Source organism: Bythopirellula superficialaquae, assembly GCF_059632245.1.
Window position 1 is genome coordinate 4,451,788 of sequence record NZ_CP197426.1, and the last position, 25,071, is coordinate 4,476,858.

At 57.1% G+C, this 25,071-nt stretch carries 22 protein-coding genes, 1 tRNA gene and 1 other RNA gene; 11 read left to right on the top strand and 13 right to left on the bottom strand.

Translation table 11 applies throughout. The features are described 5' to 3' along the window. Nucleotides 1–36 precede the first annotated feature (36 nt). Both SH678x_RS18395 and SH678x_RS18400 read left to right on the top strand, forming a co-directional pair. Nucleotides 37–864 carry a uracil-DNA glycosylase gene (locus SH678x_RS18395; RefSeq protein ID WP_496919913.1) on the top strand — a complete coding sequence of 276 codons (828 nt, stop codon included), beginning with the start codon at nucleotides 37–39 and terminating at the stop codon, nucleotides 862–864. Between the two features lie 278 nt (nucleotides 865–1,142). After that, nucleotides 1,143–1,712, top strand: a complete 570-nt coding sequence (locus tag SH678x_RS18400) for a hypothetical protein (protein WP_496919914.1) — start codon at nucleotides 1,143–1,145, stop codon at nucleotides 1,710–1,712. 63 nt (nucleotides 1,713–1,775) lie between these two features. Here SH678x_RS18400 and hemW read toward each other — a convergent pair whose 3' ends face one another. The 5 genes from hemW to nrdR form a co-directional block, all read right to left on the bottom strand. Beyond that, nucleotides 1,776–2,906, bottom strand: a complete 1,131-nt coding sequence (gene hemW, locus SH678x_RS18405; protein ID WP_496919915.1) for a radical SAM family heme chaperone HemW — start codon at nucleotides 2,904–2,906, stop codon at nucleotides 1,776–1,778. An 84-nt stretch (nucleotides 2,907–2,990) separates the two neighbouring features. Continuing rightward, nucleotides 2,991–3,063 (bottom strand) — tRNA-Ala (locus tag SH678x_RS18410). 73 nt (nucleotides 3,064–3,136) lie between these two features. Then, the gene (locus SH678x_RS18415; RefSeq protein ID WP_496919916.1) at nucleotides 3,137–3,487 is read right to left on the bottom strand and encodes a type II toxin-antitoxin system PemK/MazF family toxin; all 351 of its coding nucleotides are present in this window, start codon (nucleotides 3,485–3,487) and stop codon (nucleotides 3,137–3,139) included. Continuing rightward, nucleotides 3,480–3,692: a hypothetical protein gene (locus SH678x_RS18420; protein ID WP_496919917.1), complete on the bottom strand. Its 213-nt coding sequence runs from the start codon at nucleotides 3,690–3,692 to the stop codon at nucleotides 3,480–3,482. Before SH678x_RS18420 ends, SH678x_RS18415 begins: the two co-directional genes overlap by 8 nt. Before the next feature lie 69 nt (nucleotides 3,693–3,761). After that, on the bottom strand, nucleotides 3,762–4,232 hold the full coding sequence (gene nrdR / locus SH678x_RS18425; protein WP_496919918.1) for a transcriptional regulator NrdR: 471 nt from the start codon (nucleotides 4,230–4,232) through the stop codon (nucleotides 3,762–3,764). A gap of 238 nt (nucleotides 4,233–4,470) precedes the next feature. Between nrdR and SH678x_RS18430 the strand changes: the two genes are divergently transcribed. Next, nucleotides 4,471–5,109, top strand: a complete 639-nt coding sequence (locus SH678x_RS18430; protein WP_496919919.1) for a PH domain-containing protein — start codon at nucleotides 4,471–4,473, stop codon at nucleotides 5,107–5,109. 42 nt (nucleotides 5,110–5,151) lie between these two features. On the opposite strand, the gene rpoN is transcribed toward SH678x_RS18430, so the two are convergent. From rpoN to ffs, 4 genes are all read right to left on the bottom strand, one after another. Then, nucleotides 5,152–6,663, bottom strand: coding sequence for an RNA polymerase factor sigma-54 (gene rpoN / locus SH678x_RS18435; protein ID WP_496919920.1), 1,512 nt, complete (start codon nucleotides 6,661–6,663; stop codon nucleotides 5,152–5,154). A 310-nt stretch (nucleotides 6,664–6,973) separates the two neighbouring features. Next, the gene (locus SH678x_RS18440) at nucleotides 6,974–7,342 is read right to left on the bottom strand and encodes a YbaB/EbfC family nucleoid-associated protein (protein WP_496919921.1); all 369 of its coding nucleotides are present in this window, start codon (nucleotides 7,340–7,342) and stop codon (nucleotides 6,974–6,976) included. A gap of 3 nt (nucleotides 7,343–7,345) precedes the next feature. Then, a complete protein-coding gene (gene dnaX / locus SH678x_RS18445; RefSeq protein WP_496919922.1) occupies nucleotides 7,346–9,121 on the bottom strand; it encodes a DNA polymerase III subunit gamma/tau in 1,776 nt (591 codons plus the stop codon). A gap of 43 nt (nucleotides 9,122–9,164) precedes the next feature. Further along, nucleotides 9,165–9,259, bottom strand: an RNA gene (gene ffs / locus SH678x_RS18450) — signal recognition particle sRNA small type. 313 nt (nucleotides 9,260–9,572) lie between these two features. On the opposite strand from ffs, the gene SH678x_RS18455 reads away from it, so the two are divergent. The 5 genes from SH678x_RS18455 (at nucleotide 9,573) to mutS (ending at nucleotide 15,799) form a co-directional block, all read left to right on the top strand. Beyond that, nucleotides 9,573–10,457 (top strand): alpha/beta fold hydrolase, encoded by an 885-nt coding sequence (locus tag SH678x_RS18455; RefSeq protein WP_496919923.1) that lies wholly within the window; start codon nucleotides 9,573–9,575, stop codon nucleotides 10,455–10,457. Then, nucleotides 10,454–11,287 (top strand): triphosphoribosyl-dephospho-CoA synthase, encoded by an 834-nt coding sequence (locus SH678x_RS18460; RefSeq protein WP_496919924.1) that lies wholly within the window; start codon nucleotides 10,454–10,456, stop codon nucleotides 11,285–11,287. The genes SH678x_RS18455 and SH678x_RS18460 overlap by 4 nt, the downstream gene beginning before the upstream one ends. Before the next feature lie 105 nt (nucleotides 11,288–11,392). Beyond that, nucleotides 11,393–11,878 carry a 6-pyruvoyl trahydropterin synthase family protein gene (locus SH678x_RS18465; RefSeq protein WP_496919925.1) on the top strand — a complete coding sequence of 162 codons (486 nt, stop codon included), beginning with the start codon at nucleotides 11,393–11,395 and terminating at the stop codon, nucleotides 11,876–11,878. Between the two features lie 137 nt (nucleotides 11,879–12,015). Next, nucleotides 12,016–13,008: a flagellar motor switch protein FliG gene (gene fliG / locus SH678x_RS18470; protein WP_496919926.1), complete on the top strand. Its 993-nt coding sequence runs from the start codon at nucleotides 12,016–12,018 to the stop codon at nucleotides 13,006–13,008. Nucleotides 13,009–13,150: 142 nt separating this feature from the next. Further along, nucleotides 13,151–15,799 carry a DNA mismatch repair protein MutS gene (mutS, locus tag SH678x_RS18475; protein WP_496919927.1) on the top strand — a complete coding sequence of 883 codons (2,649 nt, stop codon included), beginning with the start codon at nucleotides 13,151–13,153 and terminating at the stop codon, nucleotides 15,797–15,799. Between the two features lie 34 nt (nucleotides 15,800–15,833). Here the strand turns inward: mutS and aspS are convergent, their stop codons facing one another. The 3 genes from aspS to SH678x_RS18490 form a co-directional block, all read right to left on the bottom strand. Continuing rightward, nucleotides 15,834–17,600 (bottom strand): aspartate--tRNA ligase, encoded by a 1,767-nt coding sequence (gene aspS, locus SH678x_RS18480; RefSeq protein WP_496923084.1) that lies wholly within the window; start codon nucleotides 17,598–17,600, stop codon nucleotides 15,834–15,836. An 83-nt stretch (nucleotides 17,601–17,683) separates the two neighbouring features. After that, on the bottom strand, nucleotides 17,684–18,697 hold the full coding sequence (locus SH678x_RS18485; RefSeq protein WP_496919928.1) for an NAD-dependent epimerase/dehydratase family protein: 1,014 nt from the start codon (nucleotides 18,695–18,697) through the stop codon (nucleotides 17,684–17,686). Further along, nucleotides 18,694–20,451: a fatty acid CoA ligase family protein gene (locus SH678x_RS18490; RefSeq protein WP_496919929.1), complete on the bottom strand. Its 1,758-nt coding sequence runs from the start codon at nucleotides 20,449–20,451 to the stop codon at nucleotides 18,694–18,696. Before SH678x_RS18490 ends, SH678x_RS18485 begins: the two co-directional genes overlap by 4 nt. Before the next feature lie 126 nt (nucleotides 20,452–20,577). Between SH678x_RS18490 and panB the strand changes: the two genes are divergently transcribed. Next, the gene (gene panB, locus SH678x_RS18495; RefSeq protein ID WP_496919930.1) at nucleotides 20,578–21,405 is read left to right on the top strand and encodes a 3-methyl-2-oxobutanoate hydroxymethyltransferase; all 828 of its coding nucleotides are present in this window, start codon (nucleotides 20,578–20,580) and stop codon (nucleotides 21,403–21,405) included. Nucleotides 21,406–21,507: 102 nt separating this feature from the next. Further along, nucleotides 21,508–22,728 carry a TolB-like translocation protein gene (locus SH678x_RS18500; protein WP_496919931.1) on the top strand — a complete coding sequence of 407 codons (1,221 nt, stop codon included), beginning with the start codon at nucleotides 21,508–21,510 and terminating at the stop codon, nucleotides 22,726–22,728. Here the strand turns inward: SH678x_RS18500 and SH678x_RS18505 are convergent. Continuing rightward, a complete protein-coding gene (locus SH678x_RS18505; RefSeq protein WP_496919932.1) occupies nucleotides 22,665–23,093 on the bottom strand; it encodes a thiol-disulfide oxidoreductase DCC family protein in 429 nt (142 codons plus the stop codon). The two genes, SH678x_RS18500 and SH678x_RS18505, sit on opposite strands and share 64 nt — an antisense overlap. A gap of 251 nt (nucleotides 23,094–23,344) precedes the next feature. Here SH678x_RS18505 and SH678x_RS18510 point away from each other — a divergent pair, with 251 nt between their 5' ends. Then, on the top strand, nucleotides 23,345–25,006 hold the full coding sequence (locus SH678x_RS18510; RefSeq protein WP_496919933.1) for a hypothetical protein: 1,662 nt from the start codon (nucleotides 23,345–23,347) through the stop codon (nucleotides 25,004–25,006). The last annotated feature ends 65 nt before the right edge of the window (nucleotides 25,007–25,071 follow it).

The window sequence follows — 25,071 nt, forward strand, 5'->3', positions numbered from 1 at the left end:
CGAAACTAGCACTGCATCTTGTTGGAAATTCCTCCCATGGCCGAGCAATCCGATTCGCCCCTTGCTCGCCAAACGCTGCAATGGCTCGAAAGCCTCCATGCCGCGGGGGTGCAGCAACTCCCCAAGCCAAGCCCCCTACGTCGAGCCGTGCCGCCTCCCGCCGCCGAACCGGTGATTGCGGCCATTCCAACACTGCCAACGCCACCGGAGCAGCCCCAGGAGATCACAAGCGGGACGCCAACCGTTAAGCCGGCCGCTTTGTTTGAAACGGGTGAAGTTCCACTATCGGAACCCGTTTCACCCGCCTCTACCCTAGAGATCCTGAGTGCCGAAGTCGCCGCCTGTGCGAAATGCCATGAACTCGCCACCACACGCACGCAGACCGTCTTCGGCGTCGGCAACCCTCAAGCACGCTTGGTTATCTTGGGAGAAGCCCCCGGGGCCGATGAAGACCGCCTGGGCGAGCCCTTCGTGGGTCGCGGTGGGCAGCTTCTCAACAAGATATTGGAAGCCTGCCGGCTCAAACGCGAAGAGGTTTACATACTCAATGTGATTAAGTGCCGCCCCCCCGGAAATCGCAATCCCACGCCGGGGGAAGCCGACAATTGCCGTCCCTATTTGCTCCGGCAACTGGAGCTCATCCAGCCGGAATTCATCTGCTGCCTGGGGACGGTCGCCGCTCAGAACCTGCTCCGCACCGCCGAATCGATTGGTAAGCTCCGGGGAAAAGTCCATGATTACCATGGCATCAGCGTGGTGTGCACCTACCACCCCGCCTATCTGCTGCGAAATCCCTCGGCCAAGAAATACACCTGGGACGACATGAAGCTGCTGATGCGCGAAATGGGCCAGCCGGTCGACTGATTGCTCGCCCCATAGATTTGGCCGAGGCTGTTAAAATCTGCCAGCATCTCCGAACTTGCTGGCAGAAACTGGGGGGAGATTACCGGTCGTAACGGTCAGAAGTGAGCCTTTTTACAATCTCCTGAATTCCAGGCTCCAAAAACATTTTCACACCCGAGGTTGGTTGATAAAGTCAGACTTGTGGGCCACGCACGGCGGAACTGACCGCTGGTGGACCAGAGCGATTTTGCCATGGTTGGCTCCCCAAATCTGCTTTTTCTGTGATCTTATTTTTGTCTATGAGACCATCTGAATTTTCATCTACTGACGAAGTCGAACACCTGCTCCGCAACGCCCAGTTGCGCGATGCGTTGGAACCGCTCTTCGACGAATCGATCGGCTGCGTGAACGCGGAAGTGATGTCCACTTCCAGCGAGAATGAGTTTTTGGAATCGATGCTCGAATGGGAACGTGCCCCCATTAAGCCAATCTGCGATTGGTTCGATCCCAAGCTCATATTGCCCAGTCCCGACCAGCTCGACGACGAAACGTTGCACGAAGTCTTGCACAATACGATTGAGCAATTATTCACGAAGCGGATCGTGCTGGACTTTACCGAACACCTCACCGACCGGCAGTTGTACTGCCTGATCTATCGCGATATTTTGCCGTCGTACGAAAAGCAAATCGAACGCCGTAAGAATTATCTCCACTGGGATTGTGCCAACATGGGGGACGACCCCGAGATTTGGCTTCGCTATTACGCGAACGAGGAAGAACGGCAAGCGTGGGCCGATGAAACCGACGGCTATCCCCCGCAGATCGAGGATCCACCCTATCCACGACGACTGCCGCGGGCACCGTTATAAAGACCATCAAATGACTGAACGCCCAGGGATTGCAATCCCTGGGCGTTTTTTTGTTTCAAGCCTTCAAATCAACTCGGGCCACAAACTGTCGCTCACCAACAGCCCGTCTCGCGAAAGCTTGATTCGCTCGCCGTCGTCGAGCAGCATTCCCAGTTCCACGAATCGCTTGATCGTCGGCCCGGCCAGATCATCAATCGAGTCCCCCGTACGGGACTCGAACTCCGTGCGAGTAACTCCTTCCAGACGCCGTAGGCCAAACACGAGCGATTCCCGCGCCCGCGCTTCATCATCAAGGCATTCTTCTTCGGCGACCGGTGAGAGTCCTTGCCGCAAGCGTTCCAAATAAGCCGTCGTGCTGCGATGGTTCGTTTGGCGAATGCCATCGACATAGCGGCTAGCCCCCGGCCCGGCGGCATAATAACCACGTCCCGACCAATAGGTTTCATTGTGCCGGCTCCGCTTGCCGGGCCGCGCGAAGTTGGAAACCTCGTAGTGCTCGAAACCCGCCGCCGCGAGCGTATCAATCGCCGTGAGATACATCTCGCGTTCCAGCCCTTCATCGATTTCGTGCAGCTCGTCGCGCTGCCGGCGATTCCAGAATTGCGTCCCTTGTTCAAAAGTCAGTCCATACGTCGAAATGTGATCCGGCGCAAGGTCAATCGCCTTTTGCAAATCAGCTCGCCAATCTGCAAGCGTTTCTCCCGGAACCCCAAAGATCAAATCAAGTGACACACTCATCCCCGCTGCGCGGCTGAGCGCGACCGCCCGTCCAATCGCCTCCGCATTATGATCGCGTTCTAAAACTTTCAGCTTTCGCGCATCAAACGATTGGCTCCCCAGACTCAACCGATTCACGCCACACTCAGCCAGCACGGCAATTCGCGCTTCATCAAGATCGCCCGGATTGGCCTCGACGGTCCATTCATAACCGAGAGCGATCGGATGCCACTTGAGAGCCAGCTCACACAAGCGCCGCAAAGTCGGGGGCGCGAGATAGGTCGGCGTCCCCCCACCAAAATAGAGCGTGTCGACGGAGCGAGGCTCGCCCAGCCAACCGAGTTCCGTGGTAAGCGCGGAGAGGAACGGTTCCACAAGATCATCGCGATCCGCCACGACCGTGAAGTTGCAGTAGCCGCAACGATGCACGCAGAACGGAACGTGAATATACGCGGCGCGAGGAGGAAGAAATTTCATGCCGCATGCGGCTTAGCGAGCAATTCTTACACAAACCAAGAAGTTTGGCTTGATTCAAACAACAATTCGATCAAACAACTTAAGTGGAGCGAAAGGGAGTCGAACCCTCGACCTCTGCATTGCGAACGCAGCGCTCTCCCAACTGAGCTACCGCCCCAAGTGTGAGTTTCGATTTTAGAAGTCCGCCCGAAAAGTGTCCAGCCACTGGCTCGCACTGACTTTTCAGGGCCTCAAGCCATGATGGCATCAAGCGATTGACGAATGCGGTCGACGACCACGGGCGAAACCTTACCAAACTTCTTGACCACGATGGCTTTGGCAAGGGTGTAAACTTTATCGCAGCGGACGTTCCCAGGGCGATTCAATGATCCTTCAACAAGATCGCTTGAAGAGATACGGAAGCTATGCGGAGTGGGTACTGGATTCGAGGTCATGGCTACGACAATGACGTCTTGTCCCGAACGATTGTAAGCACTGTTGGAAAGAACGATGACGGGTCGTCGCTTCTGCGAGGACAAATCCGTGAAGGGTACGGGCACGAGAACGATGTCGCCCTGTTCAGGAACGCCCTGTTCAGGCATTGTTCCAGTCCTCGTCGTCCGCAGGGTTTTCCCAAAAATCCGTGCTGCTTAACGCACACGAAGTGAGTTCGTCGATCGTTGTGTCCTGCTGGGGAACTACGTAAACCGTCACTTGCGAGCCGGCAGCGATTGGGACTTGCACTTCAATCCGCCCGTCGAATGGCACCTTCAAATCGCATCGGAATGGCTGCTCGGAATTGTTCATCGCTAAAAATCTTTGCTTAAGTGGACTAATCTCCCCCACCAAGATTATAGACCATCACGAAGGAACTACCTAACGCGGATGACTATTCCCCTTCGCCAACAGCGGGCGAATTTCTTCGACAAAGTCTCCCGCGTCGGCGAATTGCCGATAGACGCTGGCAAACCGCACGAAGGCCACCTCGTCGAGATCGCGCAAGTGCTCCATCACGAGTTCGCCCAGTCGGCGGCTTTCGATCTCTAGATCGAACGAGGTGTAAACGTCGTTCTCAATCGCCGCGACGGTGCGTTCGATGTCGCGATCGCTGATGGGACGCTTCCAGCAGGCGCGTTCCAAACCGTACTTGATCTTCTCGCGCGAGAAGGGAACACGCGCGCCGTCGCGCTTGACGACTTTGATGGTCGATTCTTCGATGCGCTCGTAAGTCGTATAACGACGCTTGCATTTCAAGCATTGCCGACGGCGGCGAATCGAAAAGCCATCCTGACAAGCTCGAGAGTCGATGACGCGGTCATTATCAGTGCGACAAAAGGGACATTTCATGGTCCCCACTATACACGAGTCCTAACAACAGTAAACTACTGGCGCTTGATCCAAGTGCCAAAGTTTTTGCCGCAAAATGATCGCACGAGAAAGAGATGCCCCATGTTGACGAGTTGCATATTAACAATCCTCTTGGACAGACATAATTGGCAATCTGGGAAGGATTTGAGCGAATCACCTTTCATGAATCCTCGATGCATTTCTCTTGACAATCACGCGAAACAGGAAGTTTTCATTCATGCAGTGTCCTCATTGCGGTGAGCAGATCATCCGGCAAACGCGATTTTGCGGTCATTGTGGCGGCAAGCTAGCCACCGGTAAGAATCAACCCGATGGCGCCGCGCCGCAACAGAAGCTCCGTTCAGCCGCCCAGCGTACCGGTGAAGAATCTGTGCCGGAAGAAGAACTGTGGCACGGCAGCTATTCCAAATTCGCCATGCTGGGTGCTTGGATCGGTGCCGGCGTATTATCGCTCGCCTCGATCGCCTTGGGGCTCTTTGGCACGGTGACGCATTCCGCGTGGCTAGCCATCATCGCGCTCAACGCGATTGTCTGGGCCGGTCTGTTGGCTAAGTACTTCTACTTACGATTCAGCCAACACTACACGCTTTCATCTCAACGATTCACCCACATGCGCGGGCTTTTGTGGCGGCAGACCGACCGCATTGAAGTGATCGACATCGACGATGTTTCGTTCACCCAAGGGCCGGTGGAGCGAATGTTCGGCATCGGCACGGTAAGGATCACTTCCAGTGACCAGTCGCACCCGGAGTTGGCCCTGCCCGGCATAGAGAACGTGCAGATCGTGGCTGGGCTGATTGATGATGCCCGCCGCAACGAACGCCGCCGCCGCGGCCTTTATATCGAATCGGTGTAACATTTAGCCGCATCGTCCCGATGCGGAAGAAAACCGATGCCGTTACCCCTCCGACCAATCCCGTCGCTGGCGGCTGCTGGGGATGTTCATCGCCTTGCGATACTTTGTCACCGTGCGGCGAGCAACCGTGATGCCCGCTTTCGCCAGTTCATCGACCAGAGCATCGTCGCTCAAGGGTTTGGTTTTATCCTCGTTGTCGACAATGTCCTGGAGCTGGAGCCGCACCTTGTCCCAGGCGACTTCCTCGCCGTCGGCACTGGTCGTGCCACCCACAAAGAATCGCTTGAGCGGGAAGATGCCACGCGGAGTTTGCATCCACTTGTCGTCGACCGCTCGGCTGACGGTGGTCACATGCACGCCCACCTTGTCGGCGATTTGCTGCATCTTCAGCGGTTCGATGTATTCGGGGCCATTGTCGAGAAACTTGATTTGATGGTCCACAATCGCCTGCGACACCCGCGTGAGCGTGCTGCGGCGTTGCTCGATGGCTTCGATGATCCACTGAGCCGAATTGACTTTGCGCTTGATGTACTCGCGTGTCTCGGCGTTGGTGTCGGGATCTTGCAGCAACTTGCGATACGTGGGGCTGATATACAACGACGGCAATTGGGCATCTTCCAGCCGTACTTCGTAGCCGCCCCCTTCTTTGCGATCGACGTACACGTCGGGCGTCACCATCGGAGCAAACGTCTCGTTGAACTCCGCGCCCGGCTTCGGCTTCAAAGTCCGCAGGTCTTCCCACGCTTCTTGAATCGTTTCAATCGAATAGCCGGTCTTCTTGGCGATCAACGGCAGGCGGTTGTTCTCGAGATCTTCCAGATGACTCTCGATCAGCACCAAGAGCTCTTCATAGAACAGCAAGCCCGGCGTGAGTTGCAGCATCAAGCATTCTTTGAGATTCCGCGCGCCGATCCCCGGTGGGTCAAGCCGCTGCACGATCGCGAGCGCTTCTTCGGCCAGCTTCAATTGCTCGGTTCGCCACGCCTGGACATTGCCATTCACTTCGGCCGGCGGTGGCGGCAGCAATTCTTCGAGCGGCGATTTCAAATAGCCATTCGTATCGAGATTGTAGATAATCCGCTCGCACATCTTCTTGAGCGGTTCACTCAGTTCGAACCAGCTCAACTGGTGATCTAAGTAATCCAAGAGCGATTCGGGCCGCGATACCATGTTGGCCATCGCGTCGTGCTGACGATCGGATTCCGCCTCCATCTGGCCCCGCGAGGGGCGGCTCCGCTCTTCGTACTCGTCGGGCAGATTGTCGGCCATGTTCAGCAGCCGCTCGAAATCCGCCTCGTTGTTGTTGTCGTTGGCGACAACCATTTCCCGTTCCGAATCGGTCGGAGCATCGGGATTGATGACTTCCTCTTCGAACTCGGCCGGCTCGTCGGTGTACTCGACTTGATCGAGCACGGGATTGTCTTCCATCTCCTGCTCAATCCGTTCCTGCAGCGCGATGATCGGCAGCTGCAGAATTTCCATGGACTGGATCATCCGCGGTGCGAGCACCTGCTTCTGAGCCATGTGCATGTGTTGGCCGAGTGAAAGACGCATCGTGTTTCTTCTAACTATTAGTGTGTTGAAAGCCCAAGGGATCGGAACGAGAAATGCTTCTCACCGATCTGTAGCATAATGCCGATGCCGACCGCAGGTCAAATTCCGCGGTGGCATTGCTGGCATTCCGCTCCCCCAAAAGCCGCTGGAAAGCCCGACATAATTCTACCGCAATAAACCGCGGCATGTGGGAAAAGAATACCGCTGGCTAGCCGAATCAGAAAGAAAGTTCAGCATACGCGGCATGACAAATTCCCGAGTCCCCATGACCACTCCCTTGACAGATGCCAAAGTATGATCATCGAGTGCGTCACTCGGTAGGCGTGTTGCCAAATTGTCCTAACGCATCCCCCAACCCCGGCAGGTTCAAACCTCCGGTAAGAGATTGCATCTGCTCGGCGTAAAGCTCTTTAACTTTTTGTTGAGCCGCATTGATTGCCGCCGGCAACAAGTCTTCGATAAACTCGCGGTCCTGCTTGGCCATGAGCGAGGGGTCAATTCGCACGGCCAGAATTTCGCCCACTCCGTTGGCGTCGACCTCCACCATCCCTGCACCGGCGGAACCGGTCACCCGCTTCGCCTTGAGCTCTTCGTTAATCTCGCGCATCTTGCCGCCCATTTCCTGGGCTTGCTTCATCAGGTTTCCCAAGTTGGCAAGATTGCCTAAGCCTTTGAACATGATTTACTCCGTTTCCTTATTTGCGGGAGGCGTATACCGAATGCGATGGGGATCGCCATTGAATAGTTCAAGTGCTTTTTTCACGAACGACTGCTCGGCCACGTCGGCTTGCTGTTGCCTTCGGGAAGGGGGAGGAGCCACGTTCGCGACAGGAGTATCCACGCGCTGACTGGCTTGAAAAATGAGTGCCACGCGCCGGCCACAAACATCCTGCAGCGCCGCTTCCAAGCGGCTACGATTCGCCGGTCGCTCACACGCATCGCGGTAAAAGGAGTCCGAAAACTTAACCTGCATCCGTCCCGCCGAGTCGAGTGTCACTTCGTCGACGTGCGAAGCATTCTCGGCAATGATCCCCGTGAGCGAAGCGAGGGCCTGCTTCCAAATTTGTTCGACATTCTCCGCCAACAGTTCTATCTTCTTGACCGCTGCAACCGGTTCCTCCGCGTGGCCATTCGTCTCCGCAATTTCTTCCGGCGCGGCCTCAACGGGCGGGGCAACCGCCGGGGCAGGGGAGGGGACACTTGGTGGATTCAACGTCCGCGCGGGAGGCGGACTAGCGGGGGAGTTTTTTTTTACTGCGGGCGCGCTTTGATCGATCGTGCCATCCCGCAGTTGCTCGATTAGGCTCGCCAATTCGTCGAGATTCTCCAGGCTGCAAATCCGCACGATCGCCATTTCGGCGAGTGTCCGCGTGTGCGTGCTAATTCGCATCCGTGCGGCGGCTTGATCGAGCACCTGCCCAATCGCTAGCAAGGTATGAACTCCCAATTGCTGGGCAATCTCACGCACTTCCTGACGCTGGCTGGGCAAGGCATAAAGCAAGCGACTTTCGTCGCAACCCACGGCCTGGGTCATCACGTCGCGAAAATAGCCCAACAACTGATCAATCAACTGACCGACGTCAGCCCCTTCGGCAAGTGCGGCATCAAGTTCCGATAAGGCGGTCGCTGCATCACGGTTCACCAACGGCATCACAAGTCCCGTCAGTCTCGCCGCCGGGGCGATCCCCAGCATGTTGGTGACATCCGCCGCCGTAATGGAACCGCCACTTCCAGACAGCAATTGCTCCAGCAGCGACTGGCTGTCGCGCATCGAACCCGCCGCCCGCATGGCCAGGATTTGCAGCGCGTCGGTTTCGATCTCCACCCCTTCGGCCGCCGCAATCTGCGCTAGCCGCGTCTGGATGGCATTCGCCTCGATCCCCGCGAAGTCGAACCGCTGGCACCGTGACAGGATCGTGATCGGAATCTTGTTCGCTTCCGTCGTGGCGAAGATAAACTTCACATGCTCGGGAGGTTCTTCCAAAGTCTTGAGCAACGCGTTGAACGCATCGCGTGTGACCATGTGGACTTCGTCGATGATATAAATCTTGAACCGCGAGCGACTCGGCCGGATCGCCACGTTCTGCCGCAACTGCCGGACATCATCGATGCCGCGATTGCTGGCACCGTCGATTTCGAGCACGTCGACGTCGCTCCCGGCGGTCACTCCCTGACAGCTTTCACACTCATTGCACGGCGTGATCGTCGGGCCATGTTCGCAATTAAGAGCCTTGGCGAGAATCCGCGCGGCGGACGTTTTGCCGACACCCCGAGCCCCCGTGAACAGATAAGCATGACCGACGCGGTCGCTTTCGATGGCCCGCTTGAGGGCCTGAGCCACGTGCTGCTGGCCGATCAGCTCGTCGAAACCTTGGGGCCGATAACGCCGCGCGACGACGACATAGTCACCGCTTTTAGGTTCCGTGCCGCCAGGTGCTTGTGAAATTTCATTCGACATGTTTTTGCCGCTTGCGGCTGAGCGGTAAAAGCTTCGCGGCTGCTCGTGAGAGGCCCCCACACAAAGAGACGCAAGTTTATGGCTGCTGTGTCTCCACCCTGACCAGGTTCACAAGGCCCCCATTGCAGAGACCTCTCACGAGCGGTCGCGCTGCTGCGAAGTTAGACCCTACTTTGTACGCTTTTTGTCACCCATCGTCAAAGGCCCGGCAGGAATTGCTATACTAGCCAATTCGCTGAATATCCAATTGTTTTTATTTTATGTTCACAACGATGCTTTTTCGTCCGGCCACAATCTCGCTTGCGGTTTCGCTGCTCAACTTGCTGATTTGCCAGCAACACCAGGCGCCGGACAAATCCCAGCAAGCCGCCAGCGAAAGCAATCAATAACACAATCCCTCACCCCCCAGCCGAGCAGACCGATCTCCGCGACCACATCCGATTGGCGTTCCTTGTATCCCTTCACCTCGCAGTGGTGCGACGTTGCCGGTGCACGCATGCACTATGTCGACGGAGGACCGCGAAAGGCCGACACGCCGACGCTGCTCTTCGTCCACGGCAATCCCACGTGGTCCTTTCATTGGCGACGGCTGATTACAGCCAATCAGGAACACTACCGCTGCGTGGCTCCCGATCACGTCGGCTGCGGGCTGAGCGATCTCCAGCCCCATCCCCTGCGGCTCGCCGATCACATCGACAATCTGGCAAGTTTAATCAAGCAGCTCGATCTCAAGCATGTCACGCTCGTCGCCCAAGATTGGGGGGGCGCAATTGGACTCGGCACACTTCTCCGGCATCGGCAACGCTTCGAGCGAATCGTGCTGTTCAATACCGGCGCGTTTCAGCCTTGGTTCATTCCCTTTCGCATTCGCGTGTGCCGTTGGCCCCTTGTTGGCAAACTTGCCCTGCAAGCAGGGAACGCTTTCTCGCTGGCGGCTTTGCGAATGACGCTCGCTCGCACGAAAAAACTCGACCCCGCTGTCGCCGCCGGCTATCTCGCTCCGTACAACAACTGGACGCGCCGCGCCGCGGTCTATCAGTTCGTCAAAGATATTCCGCTTAATTCCTCGCATCCGACTTGGCAAACTCTCGGTGAGATTGAAAACCAGCTGCCGCAATTGTCTAGCATGCCGCAACTGTTGGTCTGGGGTATGCAAGATTGGTGCTTCACTCCCGAGTGCCTCGACAAGTTCGTCGCCGCCTGGCCGCAAGCCGAAGCCCACCGCCTCGCCGACGTCGGCCACTGGGTCGTCGAAGATGCCCCCGAAGATGCGCAGCGGTTGCTAGTGAACTTTCTTGCTCGCACCGACGACAATGCTTCTGGAGCAGTCCCATGAACGACTTGGCCCTCCAAGCCACGCTCGCCTGCATCTGGGAAGCGACCGCCGCCAAGCCGGGCAACGTCTATCGTGGCGCCGATTTCGAAGATGCCACCTACGCCGATTTTCTCACCAGTGCCGCGGTGATCGGTCCGCAAATCGCATTGGCGCACGCTTATGGCGTTGGCCATGCCGTTTTCGAATCCATCAAGGCCATTCACCATGCCGTCGGCACCAACACCTACTTAGGCACCGTTCTGCTGCTCGCGCCCCTCGCGGCTGCGAGACCCGACAAACCACTCGCCTTGGGCTTGCCAACGGTTCTAAGTAACCTCTCCACCACCGATACACGGCTTGTGTACGAAGCAATTCGCCTGGCCGCGCCCGGCGGGTTGGGGAAAGTCGACGAGGCGGACGTTGTCGACGCCCCCCCAGAAATCACACTTGTCGCAGCGATGCAACTTGCCGCCGACCACGATCTTGTCGCTCGCCAATACACCAACAACTTTGTCGAGGTCTTTTGGGTGGCCGACCTCATCGCAGCAAATAAAGCTCCACTTGCCCAGTCGATTGTCACGGCGTTCCTGGAGCTGCTTGCCAAACAACCCGACACGCTCATCGCCCGGAAGTGCGGCCTCGCGCTGGCGCAAGAAGTTTCCAACTACGCGGCGCGTGTCCTCTCGTACACCGGCGAAGATTACGAAGCCGCGCTTGCCGATTTCGATTTCTGGCTCCGCGCCGATGGCCATCGCCGCAATCCCGGCACGTCGGCCGACATCATCGCCGCCGCGTTGTTTGTGCTCTTGCGTGATGGACGATTACAATGGCCTGTGAAGTTTTATTGTTAGTGTCATCCTGAGAGAGCCTAAGCGACTGAAGGATCGAGTCTGCGTAACCTTCACGTATTTAAAGCGTGTGAGGATTGAAGCAAGATTCTTCGTGAGGACCACAATTTGCCTGAAACCTACTCCATCAAACTCGAAAAAGAACGCTTCGTCTTCAGCGCGGCTCACTTCATCACGTACAACGACGACGTCTGCGAGCCGCTCCATGGCCATAACTACCATGTCACCGCGGAAATCCACGGCCCGCTCAACCAGAATCACTATGTGCTCGACTTTATCGCCGTGCGCGATGAACTCCAGCGGATCGTCGACGGCCTCGATCATCGGATGATCTTGCCGACGCAGCATCCGACGATCCGCGTGGTCGAAACCGACAGCGAAGTGACCGTCATGCACGGCTCCCGCCGCTGGATCTTTCCCCGCCAAGATTGCGTGTTGCTACCACTCGCCAACACCACAGCGGAACTGCTAGCCCACCACATCGGCCAGCTTTTGAAAACAGCCATCACGGCCGCATCCGGCACCACGCCCGGCAAAATCACCGTCGCCGTCGACGAATGCGACGGCCAATGGGGCGTCTGCACGCTTGAATAATCGCGTGCTAGCAATGCTGCGTTTCTCGCGGCGTTAAACTCGCCTCAAGTCCCCCAGTCGTGCGGGCCGATTCTACGACTAACATTCTCGCTGCGCCGTTATCGCTGCGCACGATCGTCTCCTCGTCACCAGCTCTTATGTCCGAACTACGCAAAGCTGCGATTCTGGTTGCCTCGCTCCCTGAAGAACAGGCGGTCGACGTGTTGTCGCGGCTTGATCCCAAGCAGGTCGAGCTGGTATCGATTGAAATCGCCCGGCTCAAAGGTGTCTCGGCGGACGAGCAGGATCTGGCGATCAATCAGTTCGCCCAGTCGAATCCTGGCTCGAGCGGTTTCGATGCAGGAGGCCTGGAACGCGCCAAACAGCTCGTGCAGCTCGCCCTCGGCAAGAATGCCAGCACCGCGCTCGACAACATCCGCCAATCGATCGAAGCCGTGCCGTTCGCGTTCCTGCGTAATGTCGACAGTCAAAACATTCTCACCTACGTGATCGACGAGCATCCGCAAACGATCGCGCTTGTGCTTTCGCATCTTGCCCCTCCGACAAGCGCTCAAATCCTCGCTGGCTTGCCGCCCGATCGGCAACTCTCGGTGATCCAGCGGATCGCCGCGATGGGACAAACTAGTCCCGATATCATTCACGAAGTGGAAAAAGGTCTCGAGCGCCGCATGTCGAGCGTCATGAGCCAAAGCTTCGACAAAGCCGGCGGCATCGACGCCGTCGCTGAAATCTTGAACGTGTCGGATCGCGCGACCGAACGAACCTTGCTCGAAAATCTTTCACAGGAAGATCCCGATCTGGTCGAAGACATTCGCCGCTTGATGTTCGTGTTCGAGGACATCGGCCGGTTCAGCGACAAGGACATGCAGATCGTGCTCAAGAACGTCGAAAGCTCGCAATGGGCCATGGCGCTCAAAGGAGCGAGCTCCGAACTCAAGGACAAGATCTTCAAGAACATGTCGCAGCGCGCCGGCGACATGCTCCGCGAAGAACTCGGCTTCCTGGGTGCGGTCAAGCTCTCGGCCGTCGAAGCCAAGCAGCAAGAAATCGTCGACGTGGTCCGCCGCCTGGAAGATTCCGGTGAGCTCGACCTCAGCGCGAACGACGCCGAAGAAGAATTGGTGCAGTAGTTTTTCAAGCGACTCTGCCGATTTCAGCGACTCTTACTCCTGGAAATTCTTTCTCCAAGACAATTTCCGAGTCGCGCCCCTGCAACTCTGCGCCGCTCTTGGGTAGCATGAACCGCCGTTCACGTTCCTGGAGTTTCATGCCATGTCCGTCACCCCCATGATGCAGCAGTATCACGAGGCCAAGCAGGCCGCGGGAGAGGCCCTGCTGTTGTTTCGGATGGGGGACTTTTACGAGCTGTTCTTCGACGATGCCAAGACCGCTGCGCGGATTTTGGGACTCTCGCTCACCAGCCGCGACAAAAGCGAGAATCCGACCCCTATGGCGGGCTTTCCCCACCATCAGCTCGATGGCTATCTCGCCAAGATCATTGCCGCCGGGATGCGGGCCGCCGTTTGCGAGCAAATCGAAAACCCACGCGATGCCAAGGGAATCGTCAAACGAGCCGTCACCCGCGTGGTGAGTCGCGGCACGGTCACCGACGACGTGCTGCTCAATCCCCAGGAAAGCAATTATCTGTTGGCCGTTGCCCAGCGTGGTGACGAATGCGGCCTCGCCTGGATTGATGTTTCGACGGGCCGTTTTGAAGCCGCCGTTGTTCCCGGCGACAAGCTGGGAGATGAGCTGGCGCGCGTGGCCCCCGTGGAATTGTTGGTCAGCGAAGATGCCCCTGCCTTTCCCACCCTGTGGAGCGAAGGGCGGCTCGTGACGCGGCGACCCCCTTGGACCTTTGGTCACAAAGCCGCCGAGGCTGCGCTTACTAAGCACTTCGGCACGCAGTCGCTCGAAGGGTTTGGCTTTGGCGACGAAGATGGCCCTGCCCTCGCTGCCGCAGGTGCGATCCTCGATTATTTGTGCGAAACACAGAAGTCGTCGCTCGCGCATATCGATCACCTCGCCCCTTATCGCCTGGGAACCCGGCTGGAGATCGATCAAGCCACCCGCCGCAGTTTGGAAATCTCGCAATGCCTGCGCGACGGTCGCCGTGAGGGTTCGCTGCTGGGCGTGGTTGATCGTACGGTGACCGCAATGGGTGCCCGGCTGTTGGGCGATTGGTTCGCTAACCCGCTCACCGATGTGAATTCCATCAACGCCCGGCTCGATGCCGTCGGCGAGTTGGTCAGTCATGCAGCCGTCACCAACGACCTCCGCACCGAATTGCGTTCGATCTACGACATCCAGCGTTTGCTCGCTCGCGTGACGACCTCGCGAGCCACTCCCCGTGATCTCTGCTTCTTGGCTCGCACGTTGAAATGCCTGCCCAAAGTAAAAGCCAAACTGACTGGCCGTTCCGCCGCGCGGCTCAATCAACTCGAAGCCCGCATCGATCTGTGCCCCGAGATTCGCGGCCGGCTCGAAGCGGCGCTCTCTGACGATTGCCCGCTCAACGCCCGCGAAGGGGGCTTCATTCGCGAAGGCTTCCACGCCGAGCTTGATGAACAGCGCGATCTGATGCGCGGCGGCAAAAAATGGATGGCCGAGTATCAAGCCCGCGCGATCACCGAGAGCGGCATCCCCAGCATCAAGATCGGCTTCAACAAAGTCTTTGGCTATTACCTAGAAGTCACGCACACGCATCGAGAAAAGATTCCCGACAATTTCATCCGCAAGCAAACGCTCAAAAACTGCGAACGCTACATCACCCCGGATCTCAAAGAGCACGAAGAGAAGGTTCTCACCGCCGAGGAACGGGCCCTCGACTTGGAATACAACTTGTTCGTCGAGCTGCGCGAACTTGTGGCCACGGCGGCCCGCCGCTTGCAAGGCACCGCTGACTCACTTGCCGAACTCGACGTTCTTGCGTCGCTCGCCGAACTCGCCCGCGCGCGAAATTACGTGCGTCCCACGATCACCGACGAATCAACGCTGGACATCATCGACGGCCGCCATCCTGTCCTCGACATCACCGAGGCCGAGGGAACCTTCGTGCCAAATGGGATCAGTTGTGAGGGGCGAGGCGCGAGTTACGAGAAAGGAATTACGAACTCGGAACTCGGAACTCGGAACTCGCTACTCCTCATCACCGGCCCCAACATGGCGGGCAAAAGCACATACATTCGTCAAGTGGCGCTGATCACGCTGCTGGCGCAAGTGGGAAGTTTCGTCCCGGCACGTGAGGCGACCATTGGCATCGCCGATCGGATTTTTGCTCGCGTAGGGGCAAGCGACGATCTGGCCCGCGGCCGCAGCACGTTCATGGTCGAAATGACTGAGACCGCGCGGATTCTCAACACGGCCACCAACCGCAGCTTGGTGATCCTCGACGAAATTGGCCGCGGCACGAGCACCTACGATGGGCTGTCGCTTGCTTGGGCGGTGGTGGAGTATCTCCACGACCGCATCGGCTGCCGCACGTTATTTGCCACGCATTATCACGAGCTGACCGACCTAGAAGAGTCACTCCCCGGCGTGGCGAATCTCAACGTGGCAGTCGAGGAATGGCAGGGACAGGTCGTGTTCCTGCACAAAATCATTGCCGGCGCCGCCGACAAAAGTTACGGCATTCACGTGGCCCAACTCGCCGGTGTGCCCCGCGAAGTCAACGAACGGGCCGAAGAAATTCTCAAACAACTCGAAGCCCAACACGAAACTCTACCTTCCTCCCTCCCCCATCCCCCTTCCAAAAACGGTCATCACATGCAGATGACGCTCTTCGAAACGATGGATCACCCGCTGCTGGAAACAATCCGCGGCATGGATCTCAACAACACGACGCCACTCGACGCGCTGCGACTGGTGCAAGAATGGCAAGAACAACTGGAAAACGACGGCGCAGTAAAACGCCCACGCTAAGTTAACCAGCAATGTCTCATTGCCGATCCAAAGTTTACTCCGCCAGCTTGATTGACAATTCTCGCAGCTGCTTGAGGTCCACCGCACCGGGGGCCTCGGTCATGAGGTCGCTTGCCTTTTGCGTCTTGGGGAATGCGATGCAGTCGCGGATGTTATCGAGCTGACCAAACAACATCACCACGCGGTCGATTCCCAGAGCAATGCCACCATGGGGCGGGGCTCCGTATTGCAGCGCATCGAGCAAGAAGCCGAAGCGATCCTTGGCCGTGGCTTCGTCGATACCCAACAGCGAAAACACTTTGCTTTGAATCTTGTCATCGTGAATACGAATCGTGCCGCCACCGGCTTCGTAACCGTTCACGACCAAGTCGTAAGCCTTCGCGCGGCACTTGCCGGGATCGGTCTCCAACATCGCGAGGTCCTGGTCCCGTGGCGCGGTGAACGGATGGTGCATCGCCGACCAACGCTTCTCTTCGTCGTCGTATTCGAACATCGGAAATTCAACGATCCATGAAAAGTTCATCGTTGCCGGATCGTAGAGCTTCATCTCGCGGCCAATCTTCGAGCGCAACGCATACAGCGCCTTACAGGTCACCGCGAAGGTGTCGGCCACAAACAACAGCAGGTCCCCCGGCTCGGCATTCAAGCGAATCCCGAATTCCTTGAGCAGCTCGGGCGTAAAATTCTTGGCAATTGTGCTATTGAGCGTGCCATCTTCTTCCACGCGGAACCAGGCAAGCCCCTTCGCGCCAAACTCGGCGGCATATTCCGTGAGTCCGTCGATACCACGGCGGGAATACTGTTCTGTCCCCTTTTTCACGTTCAACGCTCGCACGCGGCCACCAGAACTCGCCACGCTTTGGAACACGCGGAACTCGGCCTTGGCGGCAAGGTCCGTACAGTCGATGATCTCCATCCCAAACCGCAGGTCGGGCGCATCATGGCCGAATCGCTCCATCGCCTCGTCGTAAGTCATGCGGGGCAGGGGAGTAGGCAGATCAATTCCCAGATGCGACTTAGCCAGTTGCTTCACCAAACCGTCGATCATGCCGATGACGTCTTCGGCGTCGACAAAAGCCATCTCGACGTCGAGCTGCGTGAATTCCGGCTGACGATCGGCCCGTAAATCTTCATCGCGAAAACAGCGCGCCACCTGCACGTAACGATCGTAACCAGCGATCATCAAAATCTGCTTGTACAACTGCGGCGACTGCGGCAACGCATAAAACTTGCCCCGATGCACGCGGCTGGGCACCAAGTAATCGCGAGCCCCTTCGGGGGTGCTACGGCCCAGCACGGGCGTTTCGACGTCGATGAAATTGTGTTCCTCGAAGTAATCGCGCATGTCCTTAACGAGCGCGGCACGCAGCAGCATAATCTTTTGCATCGCCGGGCGACGCAAATCGAGATAGCGATGCTTGAGCCGCAAATCTTCGCCGGGGGCTTCGAGCGAGCTCGGCGAAACCGGCGGCACCAACGACTTGTTCAATAACTCGAGCGTCACGGCCCGCAGCTCGATCTTGCCGGTTGCCATCCGTGGATTCGCCATTCCCTCGGGCCGCGCGGCGACGATGCCCGTCACCTTGATCACATATTCCGCGCGGAGCGATTTGCTTTGCTCGATCACCTCCGCCGAAGTGTCGGGAGGATTGAACACAATCTGCGTAAGGCCATAGCGGTCGCGCAAGTCGACAAACAATCCGCCACCATGATCGCGATAGCTATCGACCCAGCCACAAAGTGTGACGGTTTCGCCCGCATGTTGTTCGGTCAATTCTCCACAGGTATGGGTTCGATACACGGCGTCCTCGGTCTGGCGGTCTATAACTGGCAAAAGCGGGTCAAAATCAAGCTGCTGATTGTAATTCGACCGGCGAAAACCGGCTAGGTCGTTGAAACGGCGAGCCATTGGGCGAGCCGCTGCATCCCCTCGGCCGTGGAAATCCGCGGTTCGTAGCCAAAATCCCGCTCTGCGGCGCCGATGTCGAACCAATGCGAACTGGCAAGTTGCCACGCCAAAAACCGGGACATCGGGGGCTCGCGCGTGGTTCGCACGAAGCCGTAAACCGCCTCGCAGAGTCCGCCGAGCCGCAAAGCCGCGCGAAACGAAATCGACTTTTTCACCGGCGGCAAGTTCGCCAGCGCCAGAATCTCGTCGATCCACGCCCAGCAATTCACGCTTTCGCCTTGGCTCAGAAAGTAAGCCTTTCCGCCAACGGGCGAGTTTGGTTGCGTTAAGGCATCCGCCGCCGCCAAATGGGCCGCGGCCGCGTTGTCGACATAAATGATGTCGACTTTGTTCGTGCCGTCGCCCACACGACGCAAACGGCCCGACTTGGCCCGCGCCATCAAACGGGGAATGAGATGCTGATCGCGTGGCCCCCAAATCAGATGCGGCCGCAACGCACAGGTCGCCAGTTGCGAACCATTCGCCGCCAGCACTCCGGCTTCGGCCACGGCCTTGCTGCGCGAATAGTGGCAATTGTTCGCGGCGAGCCAATTGAGATCAGGCACAGCTTGCTGTTCATTGATGCCGCATTGATCGCGTCCCGCGAAGGTGACGCTAGGGCTGCTGGTATAAACGAGCTTGGGAACGCCCTGCGCACGACACGCAGCCAACACGTTTTGCGTCCCCACGACATTGGCTTCGTAAAATCGTTTCCAAGGCCCGCCAATCCCCGCGATCGCGGCAACATGAAACACACAATCCATTCCTTCGCATGCTTTGCTGACAGCGCCGGCATCACGCACATCGCCACGAATGACTTCCACGCCCAGCGCGACAAGATCTGGATACGCGCCGCGGCCAAAACTCCGCACTTCATCACCGCGCGCGCGAAGTTGCTCGACGATCGCTCGCCCGAGAAATCCTCCGCCACCTGTGACCAGTGCTTTCATGTTTTCCGCTTCACGAGCTCCATCTCCGCCCACGCCGCCAATGCCTCACGATTGATCTTTGAATTGTGCCGCACGTCGACGGGAAACTGATTGTGTCGCAAGAAAATACCGATCGTAAATCCATGTTTCTCGGCGATCCCTTGCATCTCCCCTGGAATCTCACGAAACACATCCTCAGGCATGAGAGGTTCGCCGTGGGCTGGATAGATATGTGTAATTGACTCTGTTTCGTAAATGACAATTGGAACCTGTGATCCACGCGGCCCAATACCAACCAACGCCGTTCGCTCGACCCAATTTGCCTGATTAAAAATCGCCTCCACACACTCGGTAAACAACGTGCCGTTGGCCGTCTCGACACGATGATTCTTCCGGCCGCAGTACCAGAAGCGGCCCTGCTTGTCGAAATAGCCGACGTCGCCCATGCGATGCCATACACTCGGGCTCGGGGACGAGCCGGCTCGCTTGTCAACGATCTTTGCCAGTGAATTGTGTTTCGCAGAATCTCCCGTCACATACGTCGGTGAAACCTGTCTCCCCTTCACAATCAACTCGCCAATCTGACCCACCGGAAGTTCTTCAACGTCAGCGATGCTTTGGATCGGCTCATCCGTGATCCGAATGATCTTCCACTCAACGGTTTCAAACTTCCGCCCAACACAAACCCCTTTCCCGCGTGCCGTCTCGCTGGCGGTTTCGCCGAGAACTTCGCTCGCAGCAATCGTCGCCACGGGCAAACTTTCGGTCGCCCCGTAGGGCGTGTGCATCTCGGCATAGGCGTCCGTGCAAGCAAGCGTTCGTTGCAAAACTTCCGCTGACACCGGCGCGCCACAGGAGAAAATCTTCCGCAGGGTCGGAATCTGTTCGCCCTGCACCTCACAGTAGTGGCTCAACTTGTTCCACACGGCCGGCGAAGCAAACGCCTGCGTCACCCGCCAATCGTGCGCGGTTTCTAGCAGCTTCTTGGGATCCACCGACGCAGGCCGCGAGAAATCCATCTTGGGAAAGACGGTTGTCACTCCGAGTGCCGAGTTGAACAACCCAAACAACGCGAAGCACGCCAAATCCGCCCCGCCGGGTTGCAGATCGTATTCCCGTTCGATCTCCGCAACCTGCGTTTCAAAAATCTCGTGCGTGTAGAGCACTCCCTTGGGCGGACCAGTGCTGCCGCTGGTGAAAATAATCGCAGCAGTGTCGCTGCCTTGCGCGACTGGTAACGACGTAGTCGAACTTCGCCCCGCTTTGAGCAATTGCTTATAAGTCTTCCCACCCCAAAACCAACGCCGCCCCACCGTGACATTGAGCTTGGCCAGCGGAAATCGCCGCCGCAAAAGTGTCCGCACGGCTTGGGCCGGTGAGATCGCCACAAACCCCGCGGGTTCGACCGCCGACAGACAATTCACCAAATGCTGTTTGCCCATCCCCGGATCGATCAGCACCGTGGTTGCCCCCGAACGAAGCAGAGCAAACACAAGTTTCACGAACTCGATCCCCGGTTTCACCAACAGCACGAGCCGCATCCCCGGCGTCACGCCCAAATCAATCAGCCCCCGCGCAAGGGCCGTGGCATCAGCCTCAAGTTCCGCAAATGTGCAAGTCGCATAGCTGTGCTGGCCCGCCACGTCGCCGTACCCAGGACAAGCGACCGCCACCGCCGTGGGCATCGCACCAGCAATCCGCGTCAGCCGATCAGCCACATTCAAATGGTTATTCAAAGCCGCTTGCCGGCTTAGCGATTCAAAAGTCTCAAACATGAACCTTATTCTGGCAATCGCGTCCCTGTGAGGGAATGGCCGCGAGCCGGGGCGTCTCGCCCCCGCAGAGGTTCCATGCTTGTTCGACCCCTATCTTCCGCTTCTCGTGTGAGTTAGCCTGCATCTATGGCCACAGAAAATCCTCACGACAAATCGCCACGCCGTAAAAGCCGAATGACGGTCCCCAAGTTCGCCTCGCTCAAGGGCACGGGACAGAAGATCACCATGGTGACGGCCTACGACTATCCGTTCGCGCGGCTCGTGGATCAAGCCGGCGTCGAAGCCGTGCTCGTCGGCGACAGCATGTCGATGGTCGTGCAAGGTCACGACAGTACGTTGCCGGTGACGCTCGACGAAATGATCTATCACGCCGAGATGGTCGGCCGCGCGGTCGAGAACGCCCTGCTGGTGGTCGACATGCCGTTCCCCAGTTATCACTTGGGAACGTACAAGGCGATTGAAAACGCGGGGCGAATTCTCAAAGAAACTCGCTGCCAGGCGGTGAAGCTCGAGGGGGGCGCCGATCAAGCCGACACGATCAACGCCCTCGTGTCGGCGGGGATTCCCGTGATGGCCCACTGCGGCCTGCGTCCACAAAGCGTACATCAACTCGGCGGCTACCGCGTGCAGCGCGACGAAGCGGCCCTCCTGCACGATGCCCGCGCGGCAGCCGAAGCGGGGGCGTTCGCCATCGTGCTGGAATGCATCCCCTCAGAAATGGCGACTCGCATCACCGAGAAGACCACGATCCCCACGATCGGCATCGGCGCCGGCCCCGGCTGCGATGGCCAAGTGCTCGTGTTGCACGACATTCTCGGCCTAAAAACTGATTACCTGCCGAAGTTCGTGAAGCAATACGCGAATTTAGAATCGGTGGTCACCGACGCCGTGAAAAACTTCCGCGACGAAGTCCGCAGCGGCGAGTTCCCGGCCAAGGAACACGGATTTCAGTGATACAAAGAGGTTTACCTGGATAAATTTCGTTAGTAAGCTGTCGACAAGAGGCACTAACTCGGTTCGACTCATAATATATGATATATGTAACGCTGTGCTTCGATGCTGCGTGAATTGAATCAGGGAGCACAAATGCGCAATGAAAAAGCACTTTCGTCTTGCGGCTGGGCAAACGCGATTTTCTTTTTGTATGCCACGTTCTTCAGTGGGTTATCCGAAGCCACCGCAGCTTATCTTACACGCGTACATGTTTACGATGGTATTACCAGTCAGATAGTTCACCGCTCGTCGAACTACATTCTCAATGTAACGACTGCGGGAAATATAGTCGCTTGGCAAGAGCATATCAACAATAAGAGTCAAGTTTTGATGTACGACGGTCAAAAAGTACTACAACTCTCCAACGACGATTTAGGTGGCAGTGGTCCTCAAGTCGATGGACCAAACGTCTTCTGGTCTAGCTCCGTCAACGGCATTTTTGAACGCTTTGTCTTCGATGGCGAACACACGATTCAAGTAACACAAAATGGTCAGCAAAGGCCTGTACTAGAACTACCAATCAGCACTCGGCTGAGTATCCTGGGCCACAATATTATCGCGTACAGGAACGGTGTTCTGACACAAATCGCTCAAATCGACCCTTCGACTACGATATCAGGCTCACACTCTTCAGGACATCGAATCGTTTGGAGCGGTAGGCGAATAGGAGAAAACGATGCTGAAATCTTCCTGTACGATGGTCAGAGTATCCGTCAACTCACTGACAATTCCTCAACAGATTACTTCCCACAAGTTTCCGAATCACTCGTTGGATGGATTCGGCCTGATTACAGCAATGGGGGTAGCTCACTCTACGTATTTGACGGAAGCAATTCGTATGCGATAGCATCTTCGGTACTAAATTTTACCTTAGAAAGTGACCGGCTTGCTTACAAATCGGGCTATGGAAATTACGGGGAGTTTTTCGTATTCGAGAATGGGGCAAGCTTAAGACTGACCTATAATGACCGCGACGATTCTGGCCGCGTGTCGAAACGATGGGTGGCATGGGCCACCCGAGATTACGATCTCGGCGTAATTTCAGTAAGTGTATACGACGGTAAATCAATTTTCGAGATACCAAGTAAGTCTCGAATGGGCGGTCCGTATGTTACAGATTCTATGATTGTCTTGTGGGAAAGTATCCTCGTGCCGGAGCCGCCAAGTATGTCGATCGGAGTGGTTCTAGCTAGCTACATTGCTTTTTTCCGGCGATCGCATCATCGGTGCAAACTGCACGTGCCCCCGTCGTCGCAAGCGGCGGTCTTCCCCAAAAAGCGGTAACGGTTTTTCGCCACCAATCGATACAGCGGTCGCCAGAGCAACATGCTCCCCGGGAAGTACGCAAATGGCGCGGCCCACCACAATCGCCTGAGCCGACGGGTGAGATAGCGAACCGCTTCCGGTCCCCAGTAGCGGTGGCCAGCGCGGTCGATGATGCACATTTCTTTCATCAGTCGGTCGTGCGAAATGTCGGACCACCGACGTTTCACTTCCGGATCGTGTAGTGACAAATACGAGAGCTTCTTTTGGCAGTCCCAAAAGAGCAGGCTCTGCACCCCTTGCCGGCAAAATCGGCAATGTCCGTCGTAGAGCACCACGTCGGTGTCGGGTCGTTCCGCAGGGCTGGGCAGATGCTTTTCGGTCATATTTGTATTCCTAGCCGGTTCACCACGCGATCCGGTAGCTTGTTCTCTCTCTACGTATCTTACCGCATATAACCGCCGCCTTTAATCGGAACTTAAGAGAACACTAATCGCCGCTAATTACCACTAATAATCCTGATTAGCGCGAATTAGCGGTAATTAGTGTTCCTAGGGCCTCCTCTACCCAGCGTGACTTAGCTCCCCCCACCCGATAAAATGAGGGCGTCACTTCCTGCTCCGCGTCCGAGGCAGCCATGGATCAGATTCTCGCTCAAGTTTCCCGCGCCCGTCAAAGATTGTGGCTTGAGTTGTTTTTGAATCGAGCGCTTACCTGCTTGTTCGTCACGCTCGCCGTGGCGGTGGTAGCGATCGCGGTTCCCAAATTCTTTGTGATTGAGAATCTGCCCGGCAATTGGACGGCCCTCTGCGCCGTGACCGGAGTCGTTGGCGGATTACTGACCGCGCTCGTTTGGACTCTTGTTCGTGGTTTGAGCACGCTCGATGCCGCCGTGGAACTCGACAATCGCTTCGACCTGCGCGAGCGCGTTTCCAGCAGTTTGGCCCTTTCCCCCGACGATGCCGCCACCCCTGCGGGGCAAGCATTGCTGAGCGATGCCGCGCGGGCGATTGAGCGCGTGGAAGTCGGTTCGCGATTTGGCATCACCCTGCCCCGCCGCAAATGGCTCCCTGTGCTGACAACTGCTTTCGCGTTCGTGCTGATGAGTTTCGTCGGCAACCCCACGGCACAAAGCAGCGTCGATCCCAACGCTGTGGCACAAGCCAAAGAACAACGCGACAACGTCAGCAAGAATCTGAAAAAGCGGCTCGTCGAACGCAAGAAGCAGGCCGCCGCGAAAGGTCTCAAAGAAACAGCCGGACTGTTTGACCAACTCGAAAAGGAAACTGAAAAGCTCCGCAAGAATCCCGCAGCCGATCAAAAGCAATCGCTCGTCAAACTCAACGACTTGGCCAAGCAACTCGAAAAGCGCCGCAGCGAAGTCGGCAACAAGGATTCGATGCGCAAACAGCTCTCCAATCTCGACAAGCTCAATCGGGGCCCGGCCGAAAAGATGGCCGAAGCGATGAAAGAAGGGGATTGGCAAAAGGCGCTCGAAGAACTCAAGTCGCTGCAAGAACAAATGAAAACTGGCAAGCTCAGCGAAGAGCAAAAGCAGGCACTCGCGGAACAACTCAAGAAGTTGCAAGAGAAATTAGCCGAGGCCAAGCAAGCCCGCGATCAATCGATGGATGAGCTCAAGAAGCAAATTCAAAAGCAGCAAGAGCAAGGCAACCACGCCAAAGCGGGCGAGATGCAGCAAAAGCTCGATCAGATGCAGGCCCAGCAAAGTCAGATGGACAAGCTGCAAGGGCTCGCCTCGAAAATGGGCGAAGCTCAGCAAGCAATGAAGCAGGGCGACATGCAAAAGGCCTCCGAGGCCATGGATCAAATGTCGCAGCAGATGGAATCGCTCGATCAGGCGATGAAAGAAGGGGAAATGCTCGACGCGGCCATGTCCGAGATGCAAGCCGCCAAAGAAGCGATGGCTTGCCAGGAATGCTCGGGCCAAGGTTGCGAAACGTGTCAATCAACCGCCAAGGGTGCCTCGAACAAACAAGCCAAGAAGGGCGGCGGCAGCGGCATGGGTAAGGGCACCGCCTGGGGACAACGCGACGACAGCGACATCGACGCCAAATTCCGCGATTCGCGCGTCAAGCAAGAAACGGGGCAGGGCCCCTTGGTGTATGCCGGTGAAGCCGATGGCCCCAACATCCGCGGCAAAGTTTCTGCCGCCGTGCAAACCGAGATGGCTGCTGAAGGGACAAGTCCGACCGATCCCCAGTTGATCGACGAACTCCCCAAATCGCGCCGCGAACACGCCGAAGAATATTTCGATCTGTTGCGCGAAGGCCGCTAGCAGAATTTCTTCGCCCCTAGCCGGATCGCAACGCGGTCCGGGTCTTCCTCCAGCGTTGCCTTTTC

Bases quoted from the DNA above. Each gene is read 5' to 3' on its own strand.
- SH678x_RS18395 (WP_496919913.1), top strand. From the start codon at position 37: ATGGCCGAGCAATCCGATTCGCCCCTTGCTCGCCAAACGCTGCAATGG.
- SH678x_RS18400 (WP_496919914.1), top strand. From the start codon at position 1,143: ATGAGACCATCTGAATTTTCATCTACTGACGAAGTCGAACACCTGCTC.
- hemW (WP_496919915.1), bottom strand. From the start codon at position 2,906: ATGAAATTTCTTCCTCCTCGCGCCGCGTATATTCACGTTCCGTTCTGC.
- SH678x_RS18415 (WP_496919916.1), bottom strand. From the start codon at position 3,487: ATGCCTGAACAGGGCGTTCCTGAACAGGGCGACATCGTTCTCGTGCCC.
- SH678x_RS18420 (WP_496919917.1), bottom strand. From the start codon at position 3,692: ATGAACAATTCCGAGCAGCCATTCCGATGCGATTTGAAGGTGCCATTC.
- nrdR (WP_496919918.1), bottom strand. From the start codon at position 4,232: ATGAAATGTCCCTTTTGTCGCACTGATAATGACCGCGTCATCGACTCT.
- SH678x_RS18430 (WP_496919919.1), top strand. From the start codon at position 4,471: ATGCAGTGTCCTCATTGCGGTGAGCAGATCATCCGGCAAACGCGATTT.
- rpoN (WP_496919920.1), bottom strand. From the start codon at position 6,663: ATGCGTCTTTCACTCGGCCAACACATGCACATGGCTCAGAAGCAGGTG.
- SH678x_RS18440 (WP_496919921.1), bottom strand. From the start codon at position 7,342: ATGTTCAAAGGCTTAGGCAATCTTGCCAACTTGGGAAACCTGATGAAG.
- dnaX (WP_496919922.1), bottom strand. From the start codon at position 9,121: ATGTCGAATGAAATTTCACAAGCACCTGGCGGCACGGAACCTAAAAGC.
- SH678x_RS18460 (WP_496919924.1), top strand. From the start codon at position 10,454: ATGAACGACTTGGCCCTCCAAGCCACGCTCGCCTGCATCTGGGAAGCG.
- fliG (WP_496919926.1), top strand. From the start codon at position 12,016: ATGTCCGAACTACGCAAAGCTGCGATTCTGGTTGCCTCGCTCCCTGAA.
- mutS (WP_496919927.1), top strand. From the start codon at position 13,151: ATGTCCGTCACCCCCATGATGCAGCAGTATCACGAGGCCAAGCAGGCC.
- SH678x_RS18485 (WP_496919928.1), bottom strand. From the start codon at position 18,697: ATGAAAGCACTGGTCACAGGTGGCGGAGGATTTCTCGGGCGAGCGATC.
- SH678x_RS18490 (WP_496919929.1), bottom strand. From the start codon at position 20,451: ATGTTTGAGACTTTTGAATCGCTAAGCCGGCAAGCGGCTTTGAATAAC.
- panB (WP_496919930.1), top strand. From the start codon at position 20,578: ATGGCCACAGAAAATCCTCACGACAAATCGCCACGCCGTAAAAGCCGA.
- SH678x_RS18500 (WP_496919931.1), top strand. From the start codon at position 21,508: ATGCTGCGTGAATTGAATCAGGGAGCACAAATGCGCAATGAAAAAGCA.
- SH678x_RS18505 (WP_496919932.1), bottom strand. From the start codon at position 23,093: ATGACCGAAAAGCATCTGCCCAGCCCTGCGGAACGACCCGACACCGAC.
- SH678x_RS18510 (WP_496919933.1), top strand. From the start codon at position 23,345: ATGGATCAGATTCTCGCTCAAGTTTCCCGCGCCCGTCAAAGATTGTGG.